Origin of the sequence: Streptomyces gelaticus (assembly GCF_014649535.1) — a bacterium.
In the GTDB taxonomy this organism is placed as follows: domain Bacteria; phylum Actinomycetota; class Actinomycetes; order Streptomycetales; family Streptomycetaceae; genus Streptomyces; species Streptomyces gelaticus.
The window spans coordinates 43,714-64,607 of record NZ_BMTF01000010.1 but is presented as its reverse complement, the minus strand read 5'-3'; the positions used below and the strand labels follow the sequence as shown (position 1 = coordinate 64,607).

Here is a 20,894-nt window from a genome sequence, read left to right as displayed (position 1 = left end):
TGTGTGTCAGCTCCTGCGGTTGCCGCCGACCAGGGCCTTGCCGGTCGGGATGCGGATCTCGTAGCCGCCGTCGAGAGCGGCAGTGGCGCCTGCGGGCAGGTCCAGCCGCCAGACGCGGGTGCCCGGCGCATGACGATCGGGCCCCGAGCCCGGCTCCGGCGGCGTCCAGTCGGCCCGTTCCTCGATCCGGACGTCCGGGTCGGAGGTGACCGGTACCCGTTCCAGGACTTCCACGGTGACGGGCCTCGCGAGCCCATTGGCCAGTTCCACATGGACACGGTGGTCCAGCACGGTGGTGTTGTTGCGCAGGCCCGAGGTTGACTCGTGCAGATTCGTGCGGCGGGTGACCCGGATGCCCTCGGCCGGCCCGAGCCCCATCCGGCGCACACCGCCGGGGGCGAGCGTGGGCAGTGCGGCGGTCAGCAGGTGGTCGTCGTCGACGGTGACCTCCACCGGGCCGGCCAGCAGCGCCTGGCCGGTGGCGTTGGAGAGCACCAGCGTCGCGTACACGGTCTGCTCCACGGACGGCACACAGAGGTACTCGGTACGCAGTCCGACCGGGATCTCGCCGACGGTGACGGTGTGCCAGGTGCCGTCCGACGGAATGTCGGCGCGGGCGGTGGCATCGAAGCGGTGGTCGAAGGAGCCCGCCGACTCGCGGGGTCGCACGGCCTGTCCGGGCAGCGGCAGCTCGGCCACCGTCTCGGCGCGGCGGCGGTACTCGGCCGTCACCGGGTCGAAGGCAGAGCCGGGAAACAGCCGGCCCCTGCGACCGCCCTGTTCCTCGGGGCCGCACAGGACGAGGACGGCATAGTCGAGCTCGGTGCCGCTCGGCCGCGGCGGACCGGGCTCCGGTGCCGGAGGGGGCGGCGGCGCGGCCCGGCCGGGAGCCGCGGGCGCCATGGGGGCGGGGGCAGCGGCGAAGGGCATGCCGCCGCCGAAGGCCCCCGCGGGAGCTCTGTATCCGCCGATGGGCGCCGGCTCCGCGGCCGGCGCGGCAGCGTAGCCCTGCGGTGCCGGCGGCGGGGGAGGCGGCGGCGGAACGGGACCGGACGCTGAGCCGGCGCCGACGGCCAGGGGCAGGGCGGTCGGGGCCGGGCCGGGGCCTGCCGCGTCGTACCCGGAGAACAGGTCGGAGAGCCCCGCCGGGGGCTCGCGCCAGCCGGACGGCGCGGGGGCTGGCTGACTGCGTCCGATCCGGATCGAGCGGAGCCTCGGCAGGTCGGTGCGGCGCCGGAGATCGGCGGTGGCCAGGGCGACGCGTACGTCGGTCCAGTCCTCGCCGGTCCGCTGGGCGACCGAGGCGCGCAGCACCAGGCGGCCGCTGTCGTCCCCCTGGCGGTGGGCGAGGCGGTAGGAAGGCACCCAGACGGCGCCCGGTACCCCGTATTCCAGCTCCAGCTCCACCTCGGCAGCACCGGCGCCGTCGAGGGCCAGGGCCGCGCAGACCGTGGTCTCCACGCGCGCCGACGGGGCATCGGTGGAGGCGCGTTCGAGCCTGTCGGCGGCGACATTGAGCGCGTGCTCGGCGGCGCGCAGCGTTTCCTCCAGCTCGACGAGACGCTGGTGCAGTCCCGCCAGCCGTTCCTCGACGAAGCCGGCCAGCTCCAGCCACGCGTCGACGGGGGTGCGGCGGTGCGGGTCGTCGCGCCTGCGGGCGGGCGGGACCGGGTGGAGCGCCCTGATCTCCTCGATCCGGCTCAGCTGTCGGTCCCGGCGGCCCTGCGCAGCCGCGTACGCGTCGTGCAGCCGCTCGAACTCGTGCCGCAACCCGTCGGGTGTACCCGCGGCGAGCGGCTCGGCCTCGACCTCCACCCGGGCCTCGCCGACGCGTACGCCGGGGGCGCCCAGGACGCGTGCCCGCAGTGTGTCCGGGTCCAGCGAACGGGGGAGCCCCGTCACCCGCACCCGGCCGTCGGGCGGCACACTGCCCCGGGCCAGGCGTCGGCAGAGCGCGCCCTGCGCGTACACCACGACCGAATCGAGCGTCGATTCCCACCTCTGTACCGAATCGGCCGTCATGTCCTCCGCCCCCCCTGCCGTGTCCATGCTGAGCGAAGCTTACGTGCGAGCGGTCCGCTCCTCCGCCTCGGACCGGCAGGAGGACCGGGAGGAATGCGCTGTACCCGACCACACCCTCGGGCGCGACGGACGCCGTATCGCAGCACCCCGTTGCCACAGGGGCGGAAGGGAGGCCACGACGCCCCCTCGCGCAGTCCGGCACCGGGAAACAGCACCGCAGCGGCGGACGGACGGCAGCGGTAGCGGGCCGGCCCCGCCGAGGCGCGACAATGCCTGATCCGTCCGTCGACCCTACGGTGGAGGGATGGCGGTGATCAACAGTTGGAGGCCCGGAGCGTTGGCCCGGCTCCGCGCGGCGGACGGGGTCGTCTCGGCCGTGCTGTTCGTGCTGTCGGTCGTGGCCGCCTCGATCGAACCGCACAAGCACCAATTCCTGCTGCGCTGGCCCGCGGTGCTGGTGGCCGCTGTCGGCTGCGCCGCACTCGTACGGCGGCGCGACCACCCGGTCGGTGTACTGGCCGCCACCGTCGTATGCGGGGTGGCCTACGAGCTGCTCGGGGTTCGGGACAGCCCGCTGGTGGTGAGCCCGGTCCTGGTGGCCGTCTACAACGTGGCCGCGCGCACCGACCGGCGTACCGGCTGGACTTCGGCAGTTGTCTCGGCCTCCGTCCTGGTGAGCACCGCCGCCGTGTTCACCCCGCAGTCCTGGCTGGCGCCGGACACGGTCGCGATGGTGGCCTGGACGGCACTGCCTGCCGCGATCGGGGACGGGGTGCGCTCACGCCGCGCCTATGTGGTGGCCGTGGAGGAACGGGCGGAGCACGCGGAGCACACCCGCGAGCAGGAGGCCCGGCAGCGAGTGGCGGCCGAACGCGTCCGGATCGCACGCGAACTGCACGACATCGTCGCCCACCACATCGCCCTGATCAACGCGCAGGCAGGCGTCGCCGTCCACCTGGTGGACCAGCGGCCGGAACAGATCCTGACCGCGCTGGAGGACATCCGGGACACCAGCCGCTCCGCACTGGACGAACTACGGGTCACCGTGGGCCTGCTCCGGCAGTCCGACGACCCGGTGGCCCCGCGCGACCCGATGCCGGGCCTGGCACAGGTGCCGGCCCTGCTGGCGTCGTTCGAACGGGTCGGGCTGGCCGTGAGCCACACCCGGTGCGGCGAGACCGAACCGCTGGAGCCGGCGGTCGACCTGGCCGCGTACCGCATCGTGCAGGAGTCCCTGACCAATGTGCGCAAGCACGCCGGCGCCGATCACGCCCGGCTGTGCCTGCACTACCACCGGGAACGGCTTACGATCACGGTCGAGGACGACGGGTCCGCCGGACCGCACCGTCCTCACCGCCCTCGCCCCGGGGCCGGTCACGGGCTGATCGGCATGCGTGAGCGCGCTGCCACGATCGGGGGCAGGCTGCACGCGGGACCACGCCCCGAGGGCGGATTCACCGTGACGGCCGAACTGCCGCTGCGCCCCGGCCGCCCTGGCCCGGCACGGGATCGGAGAGACGGGCATGACGATTCGTGTACTGCTTGCTGATGATCAGGCCCTGTTGCGGGGCACCTTCAGAATGCTGTTCGACGCCACGGACGACATGGAGACCGTGGCCGAGGCCTCCAACGGACGCGAGGCGGTCGAGCTGGCCGCCGCACACCGTCCGGACGTGGTCCTGATGGACATCCGCATGCCGGAGACGGACGGCCTGGAGGCGACCCGGCTCATCAGCGAGTCAGCCGACCTCGCGGACGTGAAGGTGCTCATCCTGACCACTTTCGAGGACGACGAGCACGTCGCCGAGGCGCTGCGTGCGGGTGCCAGCGGCTTCTTGGGCAAGGGCGCGCGGCCCGAGGAGCTCCTCGACGCCGTCCGTACGGTCGCGGGCGGCGAGGCGCTGCTGTCCCCGACGGCGACGCGCGCGCTGATCACCCGGTTCCTGGCCCAGCCGGATCCGTGCCCGGTGGCCGTCCACGAACGGCTGGAGTGCCTGACGCCGCGGGAGCGCGACGTCACGGTCCTTGTCGCGCTGGGCCTGTCCAACGAGGAGATCGCGGACCGTCTGTTCGTCAGTCCGCTGACCGCCAAGACGCACGTCAACCGGGCGATGACCAAGCTGGCGGCCCGTGACCGAGCCCAGCTCGTGGTCGTCGCCTATCAGTGCGGGCTGGTCACTCCGGCGGGAGAGCCGAGCGTCCCCGAGGTGTCCGCGTGACGGTCGCCGCGGTGCTCCCGGGCGGTCCCGGCAGTAGTCCGGCGCAGCGGATACCGCAGCCGTGGTAGTCGGGAATCACTGTGCGGGGACGATGTGCCGGGGGGTGTCTTTGGGCGAAGGTGGAGCCATGAACGGAGGTTTCGCCATGACCGAAGCCCACTGCCTGACCCAGATGTCCGGCGAGAAGTCTGTTCCCGCACACCTGACCCTGCTGCGCGACGCCCTCGCCCGCGGGCAGGGCAAGAACGCGCAGGCGTGCGCGGCCACCAGGGCCGCCCGCGGCCACACGTCCTCCCGCCGCGGGCCGGGCCGGACCGGCCCGACGACGCAGATCACCCTGGCCCAGTGGGTCAGCCGGACCACCTCGTGCACCACGTGAGCCGCGCGCCGGGTCGGCGGACCCGGCGGGGCTCTGCCCGGGAACCGGGCGGCCCGCCCATGCCGGCCATGGGCGGGCCGTGCCCGGCTCACCCCGCGGCCAGGACGCGCCGGTCGCGCGAGCCAATGTCGGCGGGCGTGCCGTCGCGGACCCGGGCGGTGCGCGGCGCCGGTTCGAGGGCGACGGTCGCGAGACTTGCCCAAGCGCCGGCCGAGCGGCTTGCCGAGACCCGGCAGGCAGGTCACCGGCGGCTCGCCGTCCCCCGTTCCGGCGCCGGCATCCTGGCCACCACGCTCGGCCTCGTCGCCGAAATCGGCACGAGGCCGAACCGGGACTCGCCCGATACGGCCATGTGGTTCCCGATCCGAGGGGCGGACACCGCAGAGCGCTTAGACTCCGCGAATGGCGAAGTACTTCGATGTGCACCCCGAGAACCCTCAGCGGCGCACCATCAGCGGCGTGGCCGACAGCATCAGGTCCGGCGCGCTCGTCGCGTATCCGACGGACTCCTGTTACGCGCTGGGGTGCCGGCTCGGCAGCCGTGACGGCATCGGCCGGATCCGGTCGATCCGCAACCTCGACGACCGTCACCACTTCACGCTCGTCTGCCAGAACTTCGCCCAGCTCGGGCAGTTCGTGCATGTCGACAACGATGTGTTCCGGGCGATCAAGGCGGCGACGCCGGGCAGTTACACCTTCATCCTTCCCGCGACGAAGGAGGTGCCGCGCCAGTTGCTGCACCCGAAGAAGAAGACGGTCGGAGTCCGGATCCCCGACCATGTGGTGGCGCAGGCGCTGCTCGCCGAACTCGGGGAACCGCTGCTCTCCAGCACCCTGCTCCTGCCCGACGAGGACGAGCCCATGACCCAGGGCTGGGAGATCAAGGAACGGCTCGACCACGTGGTGGACGCCGTCATCGACTCGGGCGACTGCGGCACCGAGCCGACCACGGTCATCGACTTCTCCGGCGGCGAACCCGAGATCGTCCGCCGGGGAGCCGGTGACGTCACACGGTTCGAGTAGCCGCCCCGGCCGGACTCCACGTCCTCTCCCCGGACGCCTCGTCGGACCGCTCCAGCACCGGGCGCGCCACGTCGGCAGGGACCCGGCCCGTGGACGACGTGCACCCGTCCCATGAGACGTGCACCCGGCACATGAGTACGGCCGCGGCGGAGCCTCTCCGCCGCGGCCGGGTGCGCCGTCACCGACCGGGCATCAGATCCGGAGCGCGCCGTCCTGGACCACCACGCGTCCGCCCGCGACCACCAGCTCCCGGCGCGGCGAGCGGACCAGGGCGTCCTGGACGTTCTCGGCGTCCAGCAGCACGATGTCCGCCCGCGCCCCGGCGACGATGTCGTGGACCTTGCGGTGCACGAAGCCCGCCGCGCGCCGGGAGGCCAGCTCCACCGCGTGGGCGAGCTCCTCATCGGTACGCAGACCGTGGAGCCGGGCGAAGCCGAGCGCGACGCGCAGGAGGTCGCCGTCGCCGTACGGAGACCACAGGTCCCGGATCCCGTCGGTGCCGAGACCGATCGCGACGCCGTGGTCCCGCATCCCGCGCCAGGGCAGCGGTGCGGTGCGGACCGGGGCCACGGTCGCCCAGGAGACACCGGCCTCCGCGCAGGCCTCGACCAGGCTCTGCTGCCGGTTCGCCGGCAGCTCGCCCAGGGCGAAGCCGTGCGAGACCGTCACCTTGCCGTGCAGGCCCGTGCGCAGGGTCCGGTCGATGATGAGCTCGATCTGGAAGGCGCCGAGATCCCCTCCGTCGTGCAGATGGATGTCGAGCCCGACGCCACGACGTTCCGCGATGCCGAAGAGGCCGTCGAGCTGCGCCACGGGGTCGCGGTCGATCGAAGCCGGGTCGAGCCCGCCGACGGCGGTCGCGCCCGCCGCGGCCGCCCGATCGAGGAGATCCAGCACGCCGGGGCGGCGCATCACACCGTCCTGCGGGAATGCGATGATCTCCACCTCGACCGCGCCGCCGAACGCGGCGACCGCCTCGCGGACGACCTCGATGCCGCGCAGACCGACACCGAGGTCGACGTCCACGTGGCTGCGTACCGCCGTGGTGCCGTGCCGCAGGAACTCGCCCAGCACGGCGGTGGCCGAGGACGGGTTCGGGATGCCGAGCCCGTCACGCTCCGCGCGTTCGTGGGAGATGCGCCCCTGTGTCGTGGCCTCACCGCCGTAGGAGACCCATGGCTGCCCCCACCAGCTCTTGTCGAGATGGGCGTGCGCGTTGATGAAGCCGGGCAGGGCGAGGAGACCGCCGCCGTCGAGGCGATCGCCGTCGACGGCCGCCGTTGCGGCGGGCACGACGGAGTGGATCTCGGCGCCCGACATCACGATGTCCACGGGCGCCGCACCCCAGGGGCGGACGTTCGTCAGTGTCACATGAGCCATGAATGAATGGTATACCGAATGGTTTTGCGTCGGCCGGTCAGACGGCCGGGGCGGTGCCGCGCCGACGCGCGAGGGCGAGGGGCAGCGTGGCCAGGGAGAGTGCCGCCGTGGCCAGCAGAGCCAGCGAGAACGAGGTCCCCGTCGCGAGGTGGCCGACAAGCAGCGCTCCCAGCCCCATTCCGGCATCGAATCCGATGTTCCACACGGCGCTCGCCACACCGCTGGACCGGGGGCCGACGGCGGCGAAGGCGTCCACCAGGGTCAGGTTCTGGAGTCCGCCGTAGCTGACCCCGACCAGAGCCGCACCGGCCAGCAGCGGGACCACGCCCGTCGCCTCCGGAGAGGCCACCGCCCAGGCGGTCAGGGCGAGCCCGAGCGCCGTGCCGAGCACGAGCGGCCAGCGGAACGGCCGGGTGCCGTACCGGTCGGCCAGCGAACCGAACCGCCAGCGGGAGACGGCCGCCGTACCCGTCAGGAGCAGCAGCCCGGCCAGCGTCGCGGTGGGATCGCTGCTCATCTGCGGAGCGAAGGTGATCAGGGCGCCCCCGGCCGTCGTGACGCCGAGCAGGAGCAGCATCGGCGGGAGCAGCGGCAGATACCCGGCGTGCCCGCCCGCCACGGGCTCCCGGTGCGGCGGGTCCTCGGCCTCGGCCGGATGTCCGTCCAGCCGGCGGGCGAGCCGCAGTGCGGGCGGTATGCTGAGCAGGGGCAGCGCGCCGATCGCGAACACGAACCCGAAACCGAGGTTCTCCGCGACCCAGGGAGCAGTCGAGATCAGGATGAACTGAGGCCCCGCGATCGCCAGACCGTACGCCCCGACCGCCTTCCCGCGCCGTGCCGGCTCGACGAGTTCGGCCACGGCGGTGGCGCCGCAGACCGTGAGCACCCCGAACCCGAGGCCGCGCACCGCGGCAAGGCCGAGCAGCGCACCGAGATCCGCCGTCAGCAGGTGCGGGAGCGCGGGAACGCCCAGCAGGACCATCCCGCAGACCAGGGTGGTCCGCCAGCCCAGGCGGCGGATCGCCGTCGGGACCAGGGTCTGGGCGAGCACGGTGCAGAGCATCAGGACCGCGTTCACCGAACCGGCGCCGGCGGCGTCGGCCCCGCCGTGCACGGCCCGGAGCGGCACGGTGGGCAGCAGCGCCGCGAACCCCGAGAATCCCGTGGCCGTCAGGAGCAGCAGCGCGGGCATGCCCGTTGTGTTCCACACCGTCTGTCGTACGACGCTGTCCGCCGAAGCGTTCGTCACTGGCTCGTGCCTCCGTGTCGCCGTCGACGGACCGGCTGTCGCGGCCGGTCGGCATGCGAGGGAGGGCCGCAGCGAAGCCGCGCACTGACGGATGGATGGTATACCGAATGGGGCGGGGCTGTTAGCCTGGAAACATGGCTACAGAGGGTGACAGGAGTGCAGTGAACGAGTCGCAGCAGGTCACAGCGGAAGACCGCACATTCCTCCGTCGTTGCGTCGACCTCGCACGCGAGGCGCTCACGGCCGGCGACGAGCCGTTCGGCTCGCTCCTCGTGGACGAGCACGGCACCGTCCGGTTCGAGGACCGCAACAGGGTCAAGGACGGCGACGCGACCCGCCACCCGGAGTTCGAGATCGCCCGCTGGGCGGCCGAGAACCTGTCCCCGCAGGAGCGGCGTACGAGCGTCGTCTACACCTCCGGCGAGCACTGTCCCATGTGCAGTGCGGCCCATGCCTGGGTCGGGCTGGGCCGCATCGTGTACGCGTCGAGCAGTCAGCAACTCGTGGCGTGGCGCCGGAGTTGGGGCTTCGGCGCGGGGCCGGTCGCGGCCCTCCCCGTCAATGCCGTCGCCCCGGGCGTCCCGGTGGCAGGCCCCGAGCCGTCGCTCGCCGACGAGGTCCGCGCCCTGCACGCCCGGATGCTGGGCGCGGCCGGCTAGGCGCTTGCCTTCGGATCAGTCCGGATCAGGCCCGCCGGGCGTCGCGCGCCGCGTGCTTGTCCTTGATGCGCACCGCTTCCTTCCGGACCTCCGCCTGGGTGGCACGTTCCTGCTGGAGCCACTCGGGGGCTTCCTTCTTCAGGGCGTCGATCTGCTCCGTCGTGAGGGCCTCGGTGATTCCGCCACGGGCGAGGCCCGAGATCGAGACTCCGAGCTTCGCGGCGACCACCGGCCGGGGGTGCGGGCCGTTGCGTCGCAGTTCCTGCAGCCACTCGGGCGGGTCGGTCTGCAGTGCGTTGAGCTCGGTGCGCGAGACGACACCCTCCTGGAATCCGGCGGGGGTGGCCTCGAGGTACACGCCCAGCTTCTTCGCCGCGGTCGCGGGCTTCATCGTCTGGGCGGTCTTGTGCGACGTCATGAGGACAAGGGTATCGAGCATGTGCGCTACCTCTGACCAGGGCCGGTAACCTGGCGGAGTGACAAGCTCGGAAGAAACCCCTTCGTTCCGGCTCGCGTATGTCCCGGGGGTGACCCCCGGGAAGTGGGTGCGGATCTGGAACGAGCGGCTGCCCGACGTCCCGCTGACCCTCGTGGGGGTGTCGGCCGCCGAGGCATCCGACGTGCTGCGGGGACGTGACGCCGACGCCGGCCTGGTGCGGCTGCCGGTCGACCGGACGGCCCTCAGCGCCATCCCCCTCTACACCGAGACGACCGTGGTCGTGGTCCCGAAGGACCACATCATGGCGACGGTCGACGAGGTCTCCGCCGTGGACCTGGCCGATGACATCGTGCTGCACCCCCTCGACGACACCCTCGACTGGGAGCAGCGCCCGGGACGGCCCGCCGCCGAGCGCCCCGCCACCACGGCGGACGCCGTGGAGCTGGTGGCGGCGGGGGTGGGGCTGCTCGTCGTACCGCAGTCGCTCGCCCGTCTCCACCACCGCAAGGACCTTACGTACCGGCCGGTGCCGGACGCCCCCGAGTCGCGGGTCGCGCTGTCCTGGCTGGAGGACGAGACCACCGATCTGGTGGAGGAGTTCATCGGGATCGTCCGCGGACGGACCGTCAACAGCACGAGGGGCCGTCCCAAGACCCCGGCGCAGCCGAAGAGCAAGCACGCCGAACCGGACGGCGCGCGGCGCAAGCCCGCGGCGGGCAGGGCGACCGGCAGATCGGCCGGGAAGCCGGCCGGCAAAGCGGGCGGCAAAAAATCGGCCGGGAAGAGCACGCGGAGCGGTTCTGGGCCCAAGGCCGCCAAACGTGGCAAGCCCCGCCGCCGGTCATAGGTTTCTCCGCGCGGAGGCCCGGGCCGTGAGTGGAAGCCCGGGGGACGACGATCCCGGCGGTCCTCGCCGGGCGACACGGGTGCGCCGTTCGGGTGACGGTCCCGACGGGCACTCCTGCGGCCTACGGGGCCGCGGTCGACGAGTGGTCGTGGGCGGTGCCGGGGAGCGCCGACGGGCCCTCCCCGGAACGCCGTTCGCACGCGCGGTCTTCAGCGCCTGCGCCGCACCTTCGGTTCCGGAACGAGACGCACGACGCCGTTGAGCAGATGGTCGATCAGGTCGTGCGAGGGCTTGTCGGTGAGGTTGGTGAGCAGCCGGGCCAGGGTGTTGAGCAGGAACGGCGACCCCATGACGTAGCGATTGAGGACGGGCTGGAAGCCGGACCGGCTGAAGACCAGATCGGCGGCCGTGTTGCCGAGGCGGTAGTAGCGCCCCCAGCGGCGGTTCATCTCGACGGGGTAGCCGCGCAGCACCTGCTCGCGCCGGGGCCCCCGGGGAAGAGCGAGGGCCAGTGCGGCGGTCTCGGCTGCGACCTCGCCGGCCTCCATGGCCTGGCCGATGCCCTCGCCGTTCCAGGGGCTGATCATGCCTCCGGAGTCACCGACGAGCAGGAGTCCGCGGGTGTAGAGGGGATGACGGTTGAAGCCGAGCGGAAGGGCCGCGCTGCGGACCGGGCCCTCTGCGTTCTCCTCGCGCAGTCCCCATGCCTCGGGTGTACGTGCCAGCCACCCGTCCAACGTGGCGCGCAGGTCCGCCTTTCCGTGCCGCCGGTGCGGCAGCGCACCGAGACCGACGTTGACGCGGCCGTCGCCCATGGGGAAGATCCAGCCGTAGCCGGGCAGGAAGTGGTCGCTGCCGGGGAACCGGAGGTCGGCCCACAGCTCCAGATATTCCTCCCGGGAGCGTTCGGGGCTGCGGTAGTAGCGGCGGGCGGCCGTCGCGATCTGCCGGTTCCTGTCCCGCTGGAGACCCATGGCGAGGGCGAGGCGGGCGGAGGCGCCGTCGGCGGCGATCACGATCGGCGCGTGGAAGGTCAGGGGCTCCTTCTCCGCGGTCGTGGCGGTGACCCCGGTGATGCGGCCGGCCCGGTCGGTCAGGGGCTCGGTCACCTTCACACCGCTGCGCAGCCGCGCTCCGGCTGCGACGGCGTGCCGGGCGAGGATGTCGTCGAAATCGTGCCTGCTGCGCGAGAGGCCGAAGTCCGGGTAGCGGCCGAGCGCGGGCCAGTCGATGTGCACCTGATGGTCCCCGGCCACCCAGCGCATACCGCGCGAACGGGTCCACCCCGGAGCCTTGATGTCGACGCCCATCCGGATGAGTTGGTGCACCGCACGCGGAGTCAGGCCGTCCCCGCACACCTTCTCCCGGGGGAAGTGGGACTTCTCCAGCAGCAGGACATCGACACCCGCCCTGGCGAGGTGGAAGGCCGCGGCCGATCCCGCCGGCCCTGCCCCCACCACGATCACCTGGGCCCCCTCGTCCGGGCCGTGGTCGGACCGGGCGTCCGCCGGAGACCGGTCCGGCGTCGTTTCCCGCATGTGGAACCCCTTCCTGGAACCGGTGCCGTACCGGCGACGGCAGCCGTCCGCTTCATCATCGATCAAGGGCGGCCGACGCGGAACCCGGTCCGGGAATCCGGCACGTTCCGGGTGTGCCCGAGCGCGGCGATGACGCCGGGCTAAGGTGGAAGCTCAAGATGCGAATGGGCTGAAGTCGTGACCACCGACGGACCGGCCTTCGCCGCCCTGGGACGGGCCATGGCGGACGTCTACGGAAAGCCGATGGCCGCCCTCGGCCAGGTCGGCTCCATTCCGCTGTGCAACGTCATCACCAGCGCCTTCCCCGTGCCGAGATCATCCTGATGGGCGTGGAGGAACCGCGGTGCCTCATCCACGCCCCCAACGAGAGCGTCGACCCCGCCGAGATCCAGCACATGGCCCATGTCGAGGCACTCTTCCTGAGCCGGTACGCCACCACCAGGCGGAGCTGAGCGCGCCGCACCGGGAAACCTCCCCTGTTACGACTCCAGATAGCGCAGGACCGCCAGCACGCGTCTGCTGTATCCGGTGGCGCGCGGCAGATCGAGCTTCTCGAAGACCGCGTTGAGGTTCTTCTCGACTGAACTGAGCGAGATGTGCAGCTGCTGCGCGATGGCCGCGTTGCTGCGGCCCTGTGCCAGCTCCTGCAGGACGCTGAGCTCCCGGGGAGTCAGCCCGGCCAGCGGGTCGGCATGCGTGGTGCGGACCACCAACTGCCGTACGACTTCCGCGTCGATGGACGCCCCGCCCGCGTGGATCCGCTCCAGCGACTCCAGGAACTCGTCGACCTGCGCGACCCGGTCCTTGAGCAGATAGCCGACCCGCTCGGCGTTCTGGGACAGCAGCCGGACCGCGTAGTTGCGCTCCACGTGCTGGGAGAGCACCAGCACACCGACCAGGGGCCGGCGCTCGCGGATCTCCAGCGCGGCCCGCAGCCCCTCGTCGGTGTGGGTGGGCGGCATCCGGATGTCCACGACGACGAGGTCCGGCGGGTCCGCCTCGACCGCCCGGACGAGGGCGGTGCCGTCCCCCACGGAGGCGAGGACCTCGTGCCCCTCCTCCGCGAGCAGCAGGGCCAGGCCCTCCCTCAGCAGGGTCGAGTCCTCGGCGAGCATTACGCGCACGGCAACTCCGCGGTGATCGTGGTGGGGCCCCCGCAGGGGCTGTCGATGTGCAGCCGGCCGTCCAGCGCGTCCACCCGGCTGCGCAGCCCGGACAGCCCGCCGCCCAGCGGGTCCGCGCCACCCGTGCCGTTGTCCTGCACGGACACCGCAACCCGGCTCCCGTCGCCCTCGACGGTCACCCGGATGCGGGTGGCCGCGGAGTGCTTGGCCGCGTTGGTCACGGCCTCGCAGACCACGAAGTAGGCGGCGGTCTCCACCGGCCGGGGCAGCGGCAGCGGCAGCGCGAACTCCATGTGCAGTGGAATACCGCAGCGTTGGGCCACCCCGCCGAGAGCCTCTTCCAGCCCCAGCTCGTCGAGCGCCGACGGATAGACGCGCCAGGCCACTTCGCGCAGTTCGGTGAGGACCTCCTGGGAGGCCTGGTGGGCCTGGAGGAGCAGGGCCCCGGCCTGCTCGGGCGTCCGGTTGCGGCGGGCCCGGCCCAGCAGCATGGCCAGCGCCACCAGCCGCTGCTGCACCCCGTCGTGGAGATCGCGCTCGATGCGCCTGCGTTCCGCGTCGACCGCCCGGAGCACACCGGCCCGGCTGTTGGCCAGCTCGGCGATGCGCCGCTCCAGCAACACCCGCTCGGAGGGCCCGAAATGATCGCGCGCCAGCCCGGCGTCGAGTGCGTTCAGCGAGACGAGCCCCTGGAGGTCGAGGAAGAGCAGGACGCCGCCGAGTGCCGCCTGGGGCAGCAGACGCAGCCAGTCGGCGGGGTCACGTGCCATGCCCGCGGCCAGCAGCCCGGCCAGCACGGCCCCGTACCCGAGCAGTGCGATCACCCCGGCGAACAGGATCCCCGCGCCGGTGCGGGCGGCGAGATAGCGAAGGACGTCCCGGTCGCAGGCGTGGTGCGGGGGGAACACGTCACCGAAGAAGACGCCGCGCCGGCGCCGTTCCAGGCCGGTCAGCCCACGTGCCCCCGAGCTCAGCAGGGCCAGGGCACGGGGCCGGGTCCGGGGCCACAGCGCGAACGGCAGGGCAAGCGCGCCCGGCCCGGCGAAGTACAGCAGTCCGGCCAGGGCGGTGAAGCAGCCGAGCAGCGCGCCCACGGCTCTTCGGGGCCATGGACACGGGTGCGCCACGACGTCCCCCACCTCCTCGCGCCACGGACCGGACGGCCCCGGAACACCACCGGCCGCACCGTCCGAAAAGTCCCCCTCCACGGTGACCGACCCTAGCCGCGAGCCATGACCACGGCAAGATCGTTCCGACCGGGCGGCGGAGGCCGCCGGAGTGCAGGTACCCGGCACCGGACTCACCGGGCCCGGCGGTGCTGTGCCCGGCCGCGGGGCCGCAACCGCACTGCCACGTACCCGGCGAAGGCCACCAGGATCAGGACGAGAACGGCCTTGGACAGCACCCCGACATAGGTCTCCACCAGATCCCACCGGTCGCCGAGCCAGTAACCGGCCATCACCAGCACCGAGTTCCACACCAGGCTGCCCACGGCGGTCAGGGCCACGAAGAGCGGCAGCGGCATGCGCTCCACGCCCGCCGGTACGGAGATGAGACTCCGGAAGATCGGCACCATGCGGCCGAGAAGGACGGCCTTGGTGCCGTGCCGGACGAACCACTCCTCCGTACGCTCCAGATCGGAACTCCTCACCAGCGGAAGCCGGGCCCAGATCGCATGCATGCGGTCGCGGCCGAAGAGCATTCCGATCCAGTACAGGACTACCGCGCCCACCACCGAACCCAGAGTGGTCCAGAAGAGCGCGGAGGCCAGACCGATGACGCCCCGCCCCGCTGCGAATCCGGTCAGCGGGAGGATCACCTCGCTGGGCAGCGGCGGAAAGAGATTCTCCAGGGCGATGGCGAGGCCCGCTCCCGGACCTCCCATGGTGTCGACGAGGCCGGCTGCCCAGCCCGCCACACCGCCCGCGGGTTCCTGGGGGAGACCCAGAATGACGAAATCCATAACCGACTCCCGGCCGTTGCGGTGAGACACGGGAAGTCCGCCGCGTCCCACCGGCAACGCTAGGAACCGACATCCGGCACCGGTACGGGGATTGCCGCCGAACCGGATGCGGTTCTCCGCACCGGCCACCCTGCGGTTTTCCGTAACTCCGCTGCCCCGCCGACGGAACGGCCGGATGTGCCGGCCGCCTCATCTCCGCGACGTCCCTGACAGCGGCGCGCCGGGCCCCGCTGTCAGTAGGGCAGCGGGCGGCCGGACGGGGTCCTCAGGTCGAGGGGCGGCGGCCGGCCCGGCAGTTGCGGTCGTCGGACGATCCTGATGCGGCCCACTGCCACCACCCCCTGTCGGTCATCCGTCATATGCCCGGCGGGCGGCCCGTTCATGCGGCTCCCGGGTCAATCACCCGGACCGCGGAGGCGTACAGGGCACAATCGCACCATCTCACCTGATGTCAAAGGGACATGATGGACAGTCGGGTGGTCCGGTGGGGCAGTGGAACGGGAGGGAACGGGAAGGCGCCATCTTGCCGTCGTGCAGGGGACAGCGCGCACACGCGCTCGCTATCCTCCCGGCTATGAGCCATGAGCGTGGCACGGGTCGAGCATCCCGCGGGGCTCTGCGGAGTTCCGGGTGACCGAGGGCATGGGCCCCGCGCCGGATGCGCGCACCGCGGAGGCGTGGCGATCCTTCGGCACCCGGTTGCGTCAGTGGCGCAGGCGCGCCGGGTTCACCCAGGCCCAGGTGGGTGCCCGCGTCGGATACGACCACACCGCCATCAGCAAACTGGAGCACGGCACCCGCCGGACACCGCTGCCGCTGGCCCGCAGGCTGGACGAACTGATGTCGGCGGACGGCGCCCTCCTCGCCGCCTGCGAGGAGGCGGAGGCCGCGGGTGCGGGCGGTCCGGGCGAGGAGGGCGCGGGTGCACACCCCGCACAGCAGGGCCCGCTGCCCGGTGAGCCCGCCGGGGGCGACCTGCTCGCGATGCTGCCGCCGGACACCGTCCTGCCGGGCCGCCTGCCCAGCTACGGGCTGATGTGTCCGGTGCACGGCCCGGACGGCTGCGCCGTCCCCGTAATCGCCGACGTCGTCGCCCTGCACGCGGCCTTCTGCTCCCTCGGCCCGGCCACCGTGTCGTGCCCGCCGCTGGACATCGACACGGTGCACGCCCTGACGGCGCTGCTCGCCGTCTGTCTGCGGGCCGACGAGGAGCGCGCCTGGCCCGGAGCGACCGTCGTGGTCGAGCGCACCCTGCACGCGATGCTCCGCTGGATGGCCCTGCCCGCGGCGCCCTACCAACGTCAACTCGCCCCGCTGGCGGCCGAGTACGCCCAGTCCGCCGGCTGCCTGCGTCTGCTGCGGGGCCGCAACGCGACGGCGATGGCCTGGCTCGACCGCTCGCTGGTCTGGGCCGGACTGGCCGGCCATGTCGGTACGGAGGTGGCCGCGCTCAGCGACATGAGCACGCTGGCCCGGCTGGAGGGCGACGGCCCGTCCGCCCTCGCCTACGGAGGCGCGATCCGGCAGGCCGCCGCCGGCCGGTACTGGGCGGGCACGATGAGCGATCTGTACCTCGCACGCGGACACGCGGTACGGGGCGATACACGGCAGACCCTGGGCCACATCGACCGTGCCCGGTCACAGCTGGACCGGGTCGGCGAGCAGGACGAGACGGAGGCGCCCTGGCTGTCCGTCGCCTCCGTGCGCCTTCGGGTGGAGTCCGGTGCCGCCGGGGCGCTGCGGGACCTCGCCGCGGCGACCGGGGATCGCACACTGGCGCTGCGCGCGGTCGGGGCGGCCCGCACCGCGCTGGGGCTGCTCCCTGCCGGGATGCATTCGGCACGGACGCTGTTCCTGGTACGGATGGCGGACGCCCATGCCTGTGCCCAGGACCCGCAGGCGGCGATCGCCATCGCCGGACCGGTCCTGGACAGCACCGAGGTCACCGCGCCGACTCTGCTCGGGCAGGAACTGCGAGGCCTGCACAGCCGGTTGGCGGCCCGGCACGACAACCGGCCGGAGACCGAGGAATTCACCCGTCGGCTGGCGGCCGTCATCCGCTGAGACGCCGCAGGCGGGACGTGTGTGCACACGCCCCGCCCGAGTTGGCACACTTGCGGAGGATCAGCCGGCGTTCAGCGTCACGTCGTCGACGACGAAGCTCGTCTGCAGATAGGCGTCCTCGCTGCTGGTGAATCCGAGCGTGACCGTCTGACCGGCGAACTCGCCGACGTCGAAGGTCTTCTGGACGTAGGAACTCGTGGCGTCCGTATTGGAGTACGTCGCGAGCGTCTTGGTACCCAGCTTCACCGTGAACGTGTCGTACGCGGTCGGGTCGCCCGCCGACTCGTCCGTGTCGGTGTGCAGATAGAACGACAGTTTGTACGTCGAGCAGCCCGACGGAACCGTCAGCGCCTGCGAGGCCGTGTCCGAGTGGGTGGATCCCCAGCCACCGAGCCAGGCCGTGTGCGAGCCCGAGTGGGCCGGCTGCTCCGACGTCCGGTTGTTGATCACACCGTCCGTCTGGGTCCACGGGGTGACACCGTCCTCGAAGCCGCCGTTGACGACGACCTGCCGGGCCTGGCAGGTGCCGCCGCCACCGACGACGAGCGAGTACGTGGTGGAGTGGGTGGCCGTGCCGGTCCCGGTCACCGTGATGGTGTAGGTTCCCGCGGCGGCCTGGGTCCCGGCGGAGACGGTCATCGTCGAGGAGGAACCCGACTGCACGGACGCCGGGTCGAGCGAGACGGTGACCCCGCTCGGTGCGCCGGAGGTCGTCAGCTTCACGGTCTGCGCGGAGCCGGCGGTGGTCGCGGTGGACACGCTCGCGGTGACCGAGGCGCCCGGCTGGACGTTGCCCGAGACCGGCTTCACCGAGACCAAGAAGTCGTCGGCGGGCGCGGTGGTGCCGACCGAGGTCTTCCAGATGGTGTACGCGACACCGTCGGCGCTGCGATCGAGCGCGGTCGCGTTGATGTTGGCCGTGGTGTCACAGGACGAGTGGTAGCAGGAGTCGTAGGAACGGCCCGCCGTGCCGCCCCACTTGGCGGCCTGCGCCGACGTCTTGGTGTCGCTGGCGCCGGTCGCGTAGCCGGAGGTGGGGATGCCGCCCTGCTGGAAGGAGTAGTCGTCGGACCGGCCCTGGCCCTCGACGTTCTCCTCCGGCGCGAGGTTCAGCGAGTCCCAGTACTCCTTCATGGGCGCCGAGGCGGCCGAGTTGACGTTGTTGATGAAGTAGCCGCCGTTGGTGGAGGCCACCATGTCGAAGTTGTAGTACGCCTTGATGGCACCGCGCTCGGCCGCGCTGAGCCGGCCGACGTAGTACTCCGACCCCTGAAGCCCCTGCTCCTCGCCGTTCCACCAGGCGAAGCGGACGTGCTTCGTCATGGTCGGGTTCCGCTGGGCCAGTGTGAGGGCGTTCTCCAGCAGGGCGGCCGAACCGGAGCCGTTGTCATTGATGCCGGGACCGGCCGAGACACCGTCCAGGTGGGCGCCGAACATGATCGTCTGGTCGGACGGGCCGCCCGGCCAGTCGGCGATCAGGTTGTTGCCCCGGTAGGTGCAGCTGGTGCAGGTCTGCTCACTGACGGTGTAACCGGCGGCCTGCAGCTTGCTCTTCACATAGGCGAGGGAGGCCGTGTAACCGGCACTGCCGGCACGGCGGTTGCCGCCGTTCTGGGTGGCGATGGTGTTCAGCTGCGTGAGGTGCGCCTGCACGTTGGCGACGCTGATGTCCGGTGCGCTGCCGCCCGGATTGCCGCCCCCGTTGTCGACCGTCAGGGTGTACTGCGCGGTGTGGCTCTGGGTGCCGTCTCCCTTCACCGTGAAGGTGTAGGAGCCGGGCGCGGTGCCCGCGGACGCCGACACCGTCATCGTCGAGGAGGCTCCGGCCTGCACCGACGAGGGGCTGAAGGTTGCGGTGACACCGCTCGGCAGACCACTCGCCGTGAGGCCGACCGTCTGCGCGCTCCCGGAGCTGACCGAGGTACGCACCGTGGCAGTCACGGAACTGCCCGGCTTCACGGAGCCCGACGCCGGTTCCAGGGACATCGTGAAGTCGTTGTTGCCGCTGGGCGCACAACTCGGGTCGCCGCTCTGCGCGGGGACGCTGATGGCGTCCCAGGCGGCCTTGGTCCGGTCGAAGAGCACACAGCCCGGGTCGAGGTTCTTCGCCGCGGTCAGCGTGGCCGTACGGTAGCGCTTGTAGGTCATCCCGCTCGTCTTCAGCAGCATGCCGCCGTAGAAGACCTTGCCGGCGTTCTGGATGCCCACGCCGGTGACCGACGAGCTGTTGCAGGTGGGGCTGGACGGCTTGCCGCCACCCGGGTTCGAGCCCTCGGCCAGCAGATAGAACCAGTGGTTGAGCGGACCGGCCGCCGCGTGTTCCTCGGTGTTGGGTATCGAGGAGCTGTAGCAGTTCGGGTCGCCGGTCTGCCCCGGGTTGTACATGATCCGGATCGGCCCGTTGCCGACCAGGTCGATCTTCTCGCCGACGGTGTAGTCGGGGTCGTCGTACGGGGCCGGCTCATTGGTGTACGCCTCGGTCAGGGCGCCCATGATGTCGCCGGTGGCCTCACCGAGACCGGACTCGTTGTTGGCGCCGCCGGGCGTGAACTGGTCGATGCCGTGGCCGAACTCGTGGCCCACCACGTCCATCGCGCCGATCCACTGGTTGGCGTTGTTGTGGCCGATGGAGACCGACGAGCCGTCCCAGTAGGCGTTGACGTCGTTCAGCCCGACCTTGACCGGCCAGCTGCCGCCGTTGCCGTTGTGCCCGTTGCGGCCGAGCCAGTCCTTGAGCATGTTCCACTCGTGCTGCGCCGCCCACATGACGTCGGCGCAGCCGGTCTCCTTGCTGGAGGCGTTGCCGGTGCCCCAGGAGTCGCTGGACTTGGTGAAGACACTGCCGGTGCTGTAGTCGGCGCAGCTCAGGCCGGGCCGGTTGGGATCGCGCAGCGAGTAGCTGCTGCCCGAGGCGGTGGTGTCGATGGCCAGCGGTGACGGGCCGTTCCACTGGCTGTTCCCGCTGCCCGCCCTGACGTCGTCGTAGCTGTCGAGCACCTTGCCGGTGCCCGCGTCGACGAAGACATGCAGCCGGCTGGGGGCCTTCGCGGTGCGCCCGGTCAGTACCGTCTCCCAGGCCAGCCGGGACTTCTTCTCGGTGGCGCGGACCACGAGCCGGCGCGATTCCACCCGCTGTACCGTGCGCAGCTCCTTGCGGGCGGTGGTCTCGGCCGCATCGGCGGAAACGGTCGGTGTGGTCGGTACGTTGATCCGCCGGGACACCGCGGACTGGGTGCCGCGGACCCGGCCCCGGGAGTCGGCCACCACGACGGCATCCCCGCCGACGACCGGCAGACCGCGGTAGGTGCGCTGGTACGCGACGGAGTACAGACCCTTGACCCAAGGGGTCACCATCTGCCGCTCGTACCGCTCCTCGGGTCCCTTCGCCAGAGTGTCGAGGCCACTGGCGGCAGCCCGGTCGGCCGCCGACACGGCGGCCGAGAGCGCGCTCGGGGCGGGCGGGGACGGTTCGGCGGATGCCGACTGCGCGCCGGTGAAGACCAGCATTCCGGCGAGGACGGCCAGGGTCGTCCCGGCCGTCAACGGTCTGAGTTTCATCGAGGCTCCTTGATTCGGGGGGCCTCGATCACGGGCAGCCGCGTACCCTGACGCACTTGCCCCGGCCGTCGCCGGCCGTCCGCGCCCCCGGTGTCCGTGATCGAGCGACCGAACACTCACATGTCGTCATGGACTCGTCAATAAACTGCGGGGGCTGCCGGGGAACTTGGCAAGTTTGGTCAAGCCGCGGTGGCGGGGGCGTACAAGGGGTATGGCCCGGATGCTTCATAAGCCCGCCGCGGGATAATCTCGGGCTTCCGGACGGACCTGCCCCGTCACGCGTTCGGCTCGGCGCCGTCGGGGGGTGGCATCGGATGCCATCCTGGGCAAAGTGGTCTGTGGCCTCGGTCGAGAGGACCGTCGCGCACTGTACGCCGACAGCCGTTGCACTCGGCGGGGCGCAGAGGAACTCACGGGATGTCGGACACAA

18 protein-coding genes are annotated in these 20,894 nt (G+C 72.0%); 9 read left to right on the top strand and 9 right to left on the bottom strand.

Annotated features, from left to right (window positions below; all coding sequences use genetic code 11):
* Positions 1-6: 6 nt before the first annotated feature.
* Positions 7-2,022 (bottom strand): DUF4139 domain-containing protein, encoded by a 2,016-nt coding sequence (locus IE107_RS16785; protein WP_189544713.1) that lies wholly within the window; start codon positions 2,020-2,022, stop codon positions 7-9.
* A gap of 304 nt (positions 2,023-2,326) precedes the next feature.
* On the opposite strand from IE107_RS16785, the gene IE107_RS16780 reads away from it, so the two are divergent.
* The 4 genes from IE107_RS16780 to IE107_RS16765 all read left to right on the top strand — a co-directional run bounded on the left by IE107_RS16780 (position 2,327) and on the right by IE107_RS16765 (position 5,643).
* A complete protein-coding gene (locus IE107_RS16780) occupies positions 2,327-3,571 on the top strand; it encodes a sensor histidine kinase (protein ID WP_189544579.1) in 1,245 nt (414 codons plus the stop codon).
* A complete protein-coding gene (locus tag IE107_RS16775) occupies positions 3,546-4,241 on the top strand; it encodes a response regulator transcription factor (RefSeq protein ID WP_189544578.1) in 696 nt (231 codons plus the stop codon). The genes IE107_RS16780 and IE107_RS16775 overlap by 26 nt, the downstream gene beginning before the upstream one ends.
* 145 nt (positions 4,242-4,386) lie before the next feature.
* A complete protein-coding gene (locus IE107_RS16770; RefSeq protein ID WP_189544577.1) occupies positions 4,387-4,620 on the top strand; it encodes a hypothetical protein in 234 nt (77 codons plus the stop codon).
* A gap of 402 nt (positions 4,621-5,022) precedes the next feature.
* Entirely contained in the window at positions 5,023-5,643 is a 621-nt protein-coding gene (locus IE107_RS16765) for an L-threonylcarbamoyladenylate synthase (protein WP_189544576.1), read from the top strand.
* Positions 5,644-5,835: 192 nt separating this feature from the next.
* Here IE107_RS16765 and IE107_RS16760 read toward each other — a convergent pair whose 3' ends face one another.
* Both IE107_RS16760 and IE107_RS16755 read right to left on the bottom strand, forming a co-directional pair.
* Positions 5,836-7,023, bottom strand: a complete 1,188-nt coding sequence (locus tag IE107_RS16760; RefSeq protein WP_189544575.1) for an amidohydrolase — start codon at positions 7,021-7,023, stop codon at positions 5,836-5,838.
* 37 nt (positions 7,024-7,060) lie between these two features.
* Positions 7,061-8,272 carry an MFS transporter gene (locus tag IE107_RS16755; protein WP_229867001.1) on the bottom strand — a complete coding sequence of 404 codons (1,212 nt, stop codon included), beginning with the start codon at positions 8,270-8,272 and terminating at the stop codon, positions 7,061-7,063.
* A gap of 134 nt (positions 8,273-8,406) precedes the next feature.
* Between IE107_RS16755 and IE107_RS16750 the strand changes: the two genes are divergently transcribed.
* Positions 8,407-8,931: a nucleoside deaminase gene (locus tag IE107_RS16750; RefSeq protein ID WP_189544574.1), complete on the top strand. Its 525-nt coding sequence runs from the start codon at positions 8,407-8,409 to the stop codon at positions 8,929-8,931.
* Between the two features lie 25 nt (positions 8,932-8,956).
* Here the strand turns inward: IE107_RS16750 and IE107_RS16745 are convergent, their stop codons facing one another.
* Positions 8,957-9,349 (bottom strand): DUF5997 family protein, encoded by a 393-nt coding sequence (locus tag IE107_RS16745; RefSeq protein ID WP_189544573.1) that lies wholly within the window; start codon positions 9,347-9,349, stop codon positions 8,957-8,959.
* A gap of 58 nt (positions 9,350-9,407) precedes the next feature.
* Between IE107_RS16745 and IE107_RS16740 the strand changes: the two genes are divergently transcribed.
* A complete protein-coding gene (locus IE107_RS16740; RefSeq protein ID WP_189544572.1) occupies positions 9,408-10,217 on the top strand; it encodes a LysR family substrate-binding domain-containing protein in 810 nt (269 codons plus the stop codon).
* Between the two features lie 209 nt (positions 10,218-10,426).
* Here IE107_RS16740 and IE107_RS16735 read toward each other — a convergent pair whose 3' ends face one another.
* Positions 10,427-11,755, bottom strand: a complete 1,329-nt coding sequence (locus IE107_RS16735; protein WP_189544571.1) for a geranylgeranyl reductase family protein — start codon at positions 11,753-11,755, stop codon at positions 10,427-10,429.
* Positions 11,756-11,932: 177 nt separating this feature from the next.
* On the opposite strand from IE107_RS16735, the gene IE107_RS34935 reads away from it, so the two are divergent.
* Positions 11,933-12,079: a hypothetical protein gene (locus IE107_RS34935; protein WP_229867000.1), complete on the top strand. Its 147-nt coding sequence runs from the start codon at positions 11,933-11,935 to the stop codon at positions 12,077-12,079.
* Positions 12,080-12,084: 5 nt separating this feature from the next.
* Positions 12,085-12,207 (top strand): hypothetical protein, encoded by a 123-nt coding sequence (locus IE107_RS35770; RefSeq protein WP_268246601.1) that lies wholly within the window; start codon positions 12,085-12,087, stop codon positions 12,205-12,207.
* Positions 12,208-12,234: 27 nt separating this feature from the next.
* On the opposite strand, the gene IE107_RS16725 is transcribed toward IE107_RS35770, so the two are convergent.
* The 3 genes from IE107_RS16725 to IE107_RS16715 all read right to left on the bottom strand — a co-directional run bounded on the left by IE107_RS16725 (position 12,235) and on the right by IE107_RS16715 (position 14,842).
* The gene (locus IE107_RS16725) at positions 12,235-12,870 is read right to left on the bottom strand and encodes a response regulator (RefSeq protein WP_189544711.1); all 636 of its coding nucleotides are present in this window, start codon (positions 12,868-12,870) and stop codon (positions 12,235-12,237) included.
* Entirely contained in the window at positions 12,870-13,973 is a 1,104-nt protein-coding gene (locus IE107_RS16720; RefSeq protein WP_308434237.1) for a sensor histidine kinase, read from the bottom strand. Before IE107_RS16720 ends, IE107_RS16725 begins: the two co-directional genes overlap by 1 nt.
* Before the next feature lie 206 nt (positions 13,974-14,179).
* Positions 14,180-14,842: a DedA family protein gene (locus IE107_RS16715; protein ID WP_189544569.1), complete on the bottom strand. Its 663-nt coding sequence runs from the start codon at positions 14,840-14,842 to the stop codon at positions 14,180-14,182.
* A gap of 630 nt (positions 14,843-15,472) precedes the next feature.
* Between IE107_RS16715 and IE107_RS16710 the strand changes: the two genes are divergently transcribed.
* On the top strand, positions 15,473-16,906 hold the full coding sequence (locus IE107_RS16710; protein ID WP_189544568.1) for a helix-turn-helix domain-containing protein: 1,434 nt from the start codon (positions 15,473-15,475) through the stop codon (positions 16,904-16,906).
* Between the two features lie 60 nt (positions 16,907-16,966).
* Here IE107_RS16710 and IE107_RS16705 read toward each other — a convergent pair whose 3' ends face one another.
* Positions 16,967-20,464 carry a M28 family peptidase gene (locus tag IE107_RS16705; RefSeq protein ID WP_229866999.1) on the bottom strand — a complete coding sequence of 1,166 codons (3,498 nt, stop codon included), beginning with the start codon at positions 20,462-20,464 and terminating at the stop codon, positions 16,967-16,969.
* Positions 20,465-20,894 lie beyond the last annotated feature (430 nt).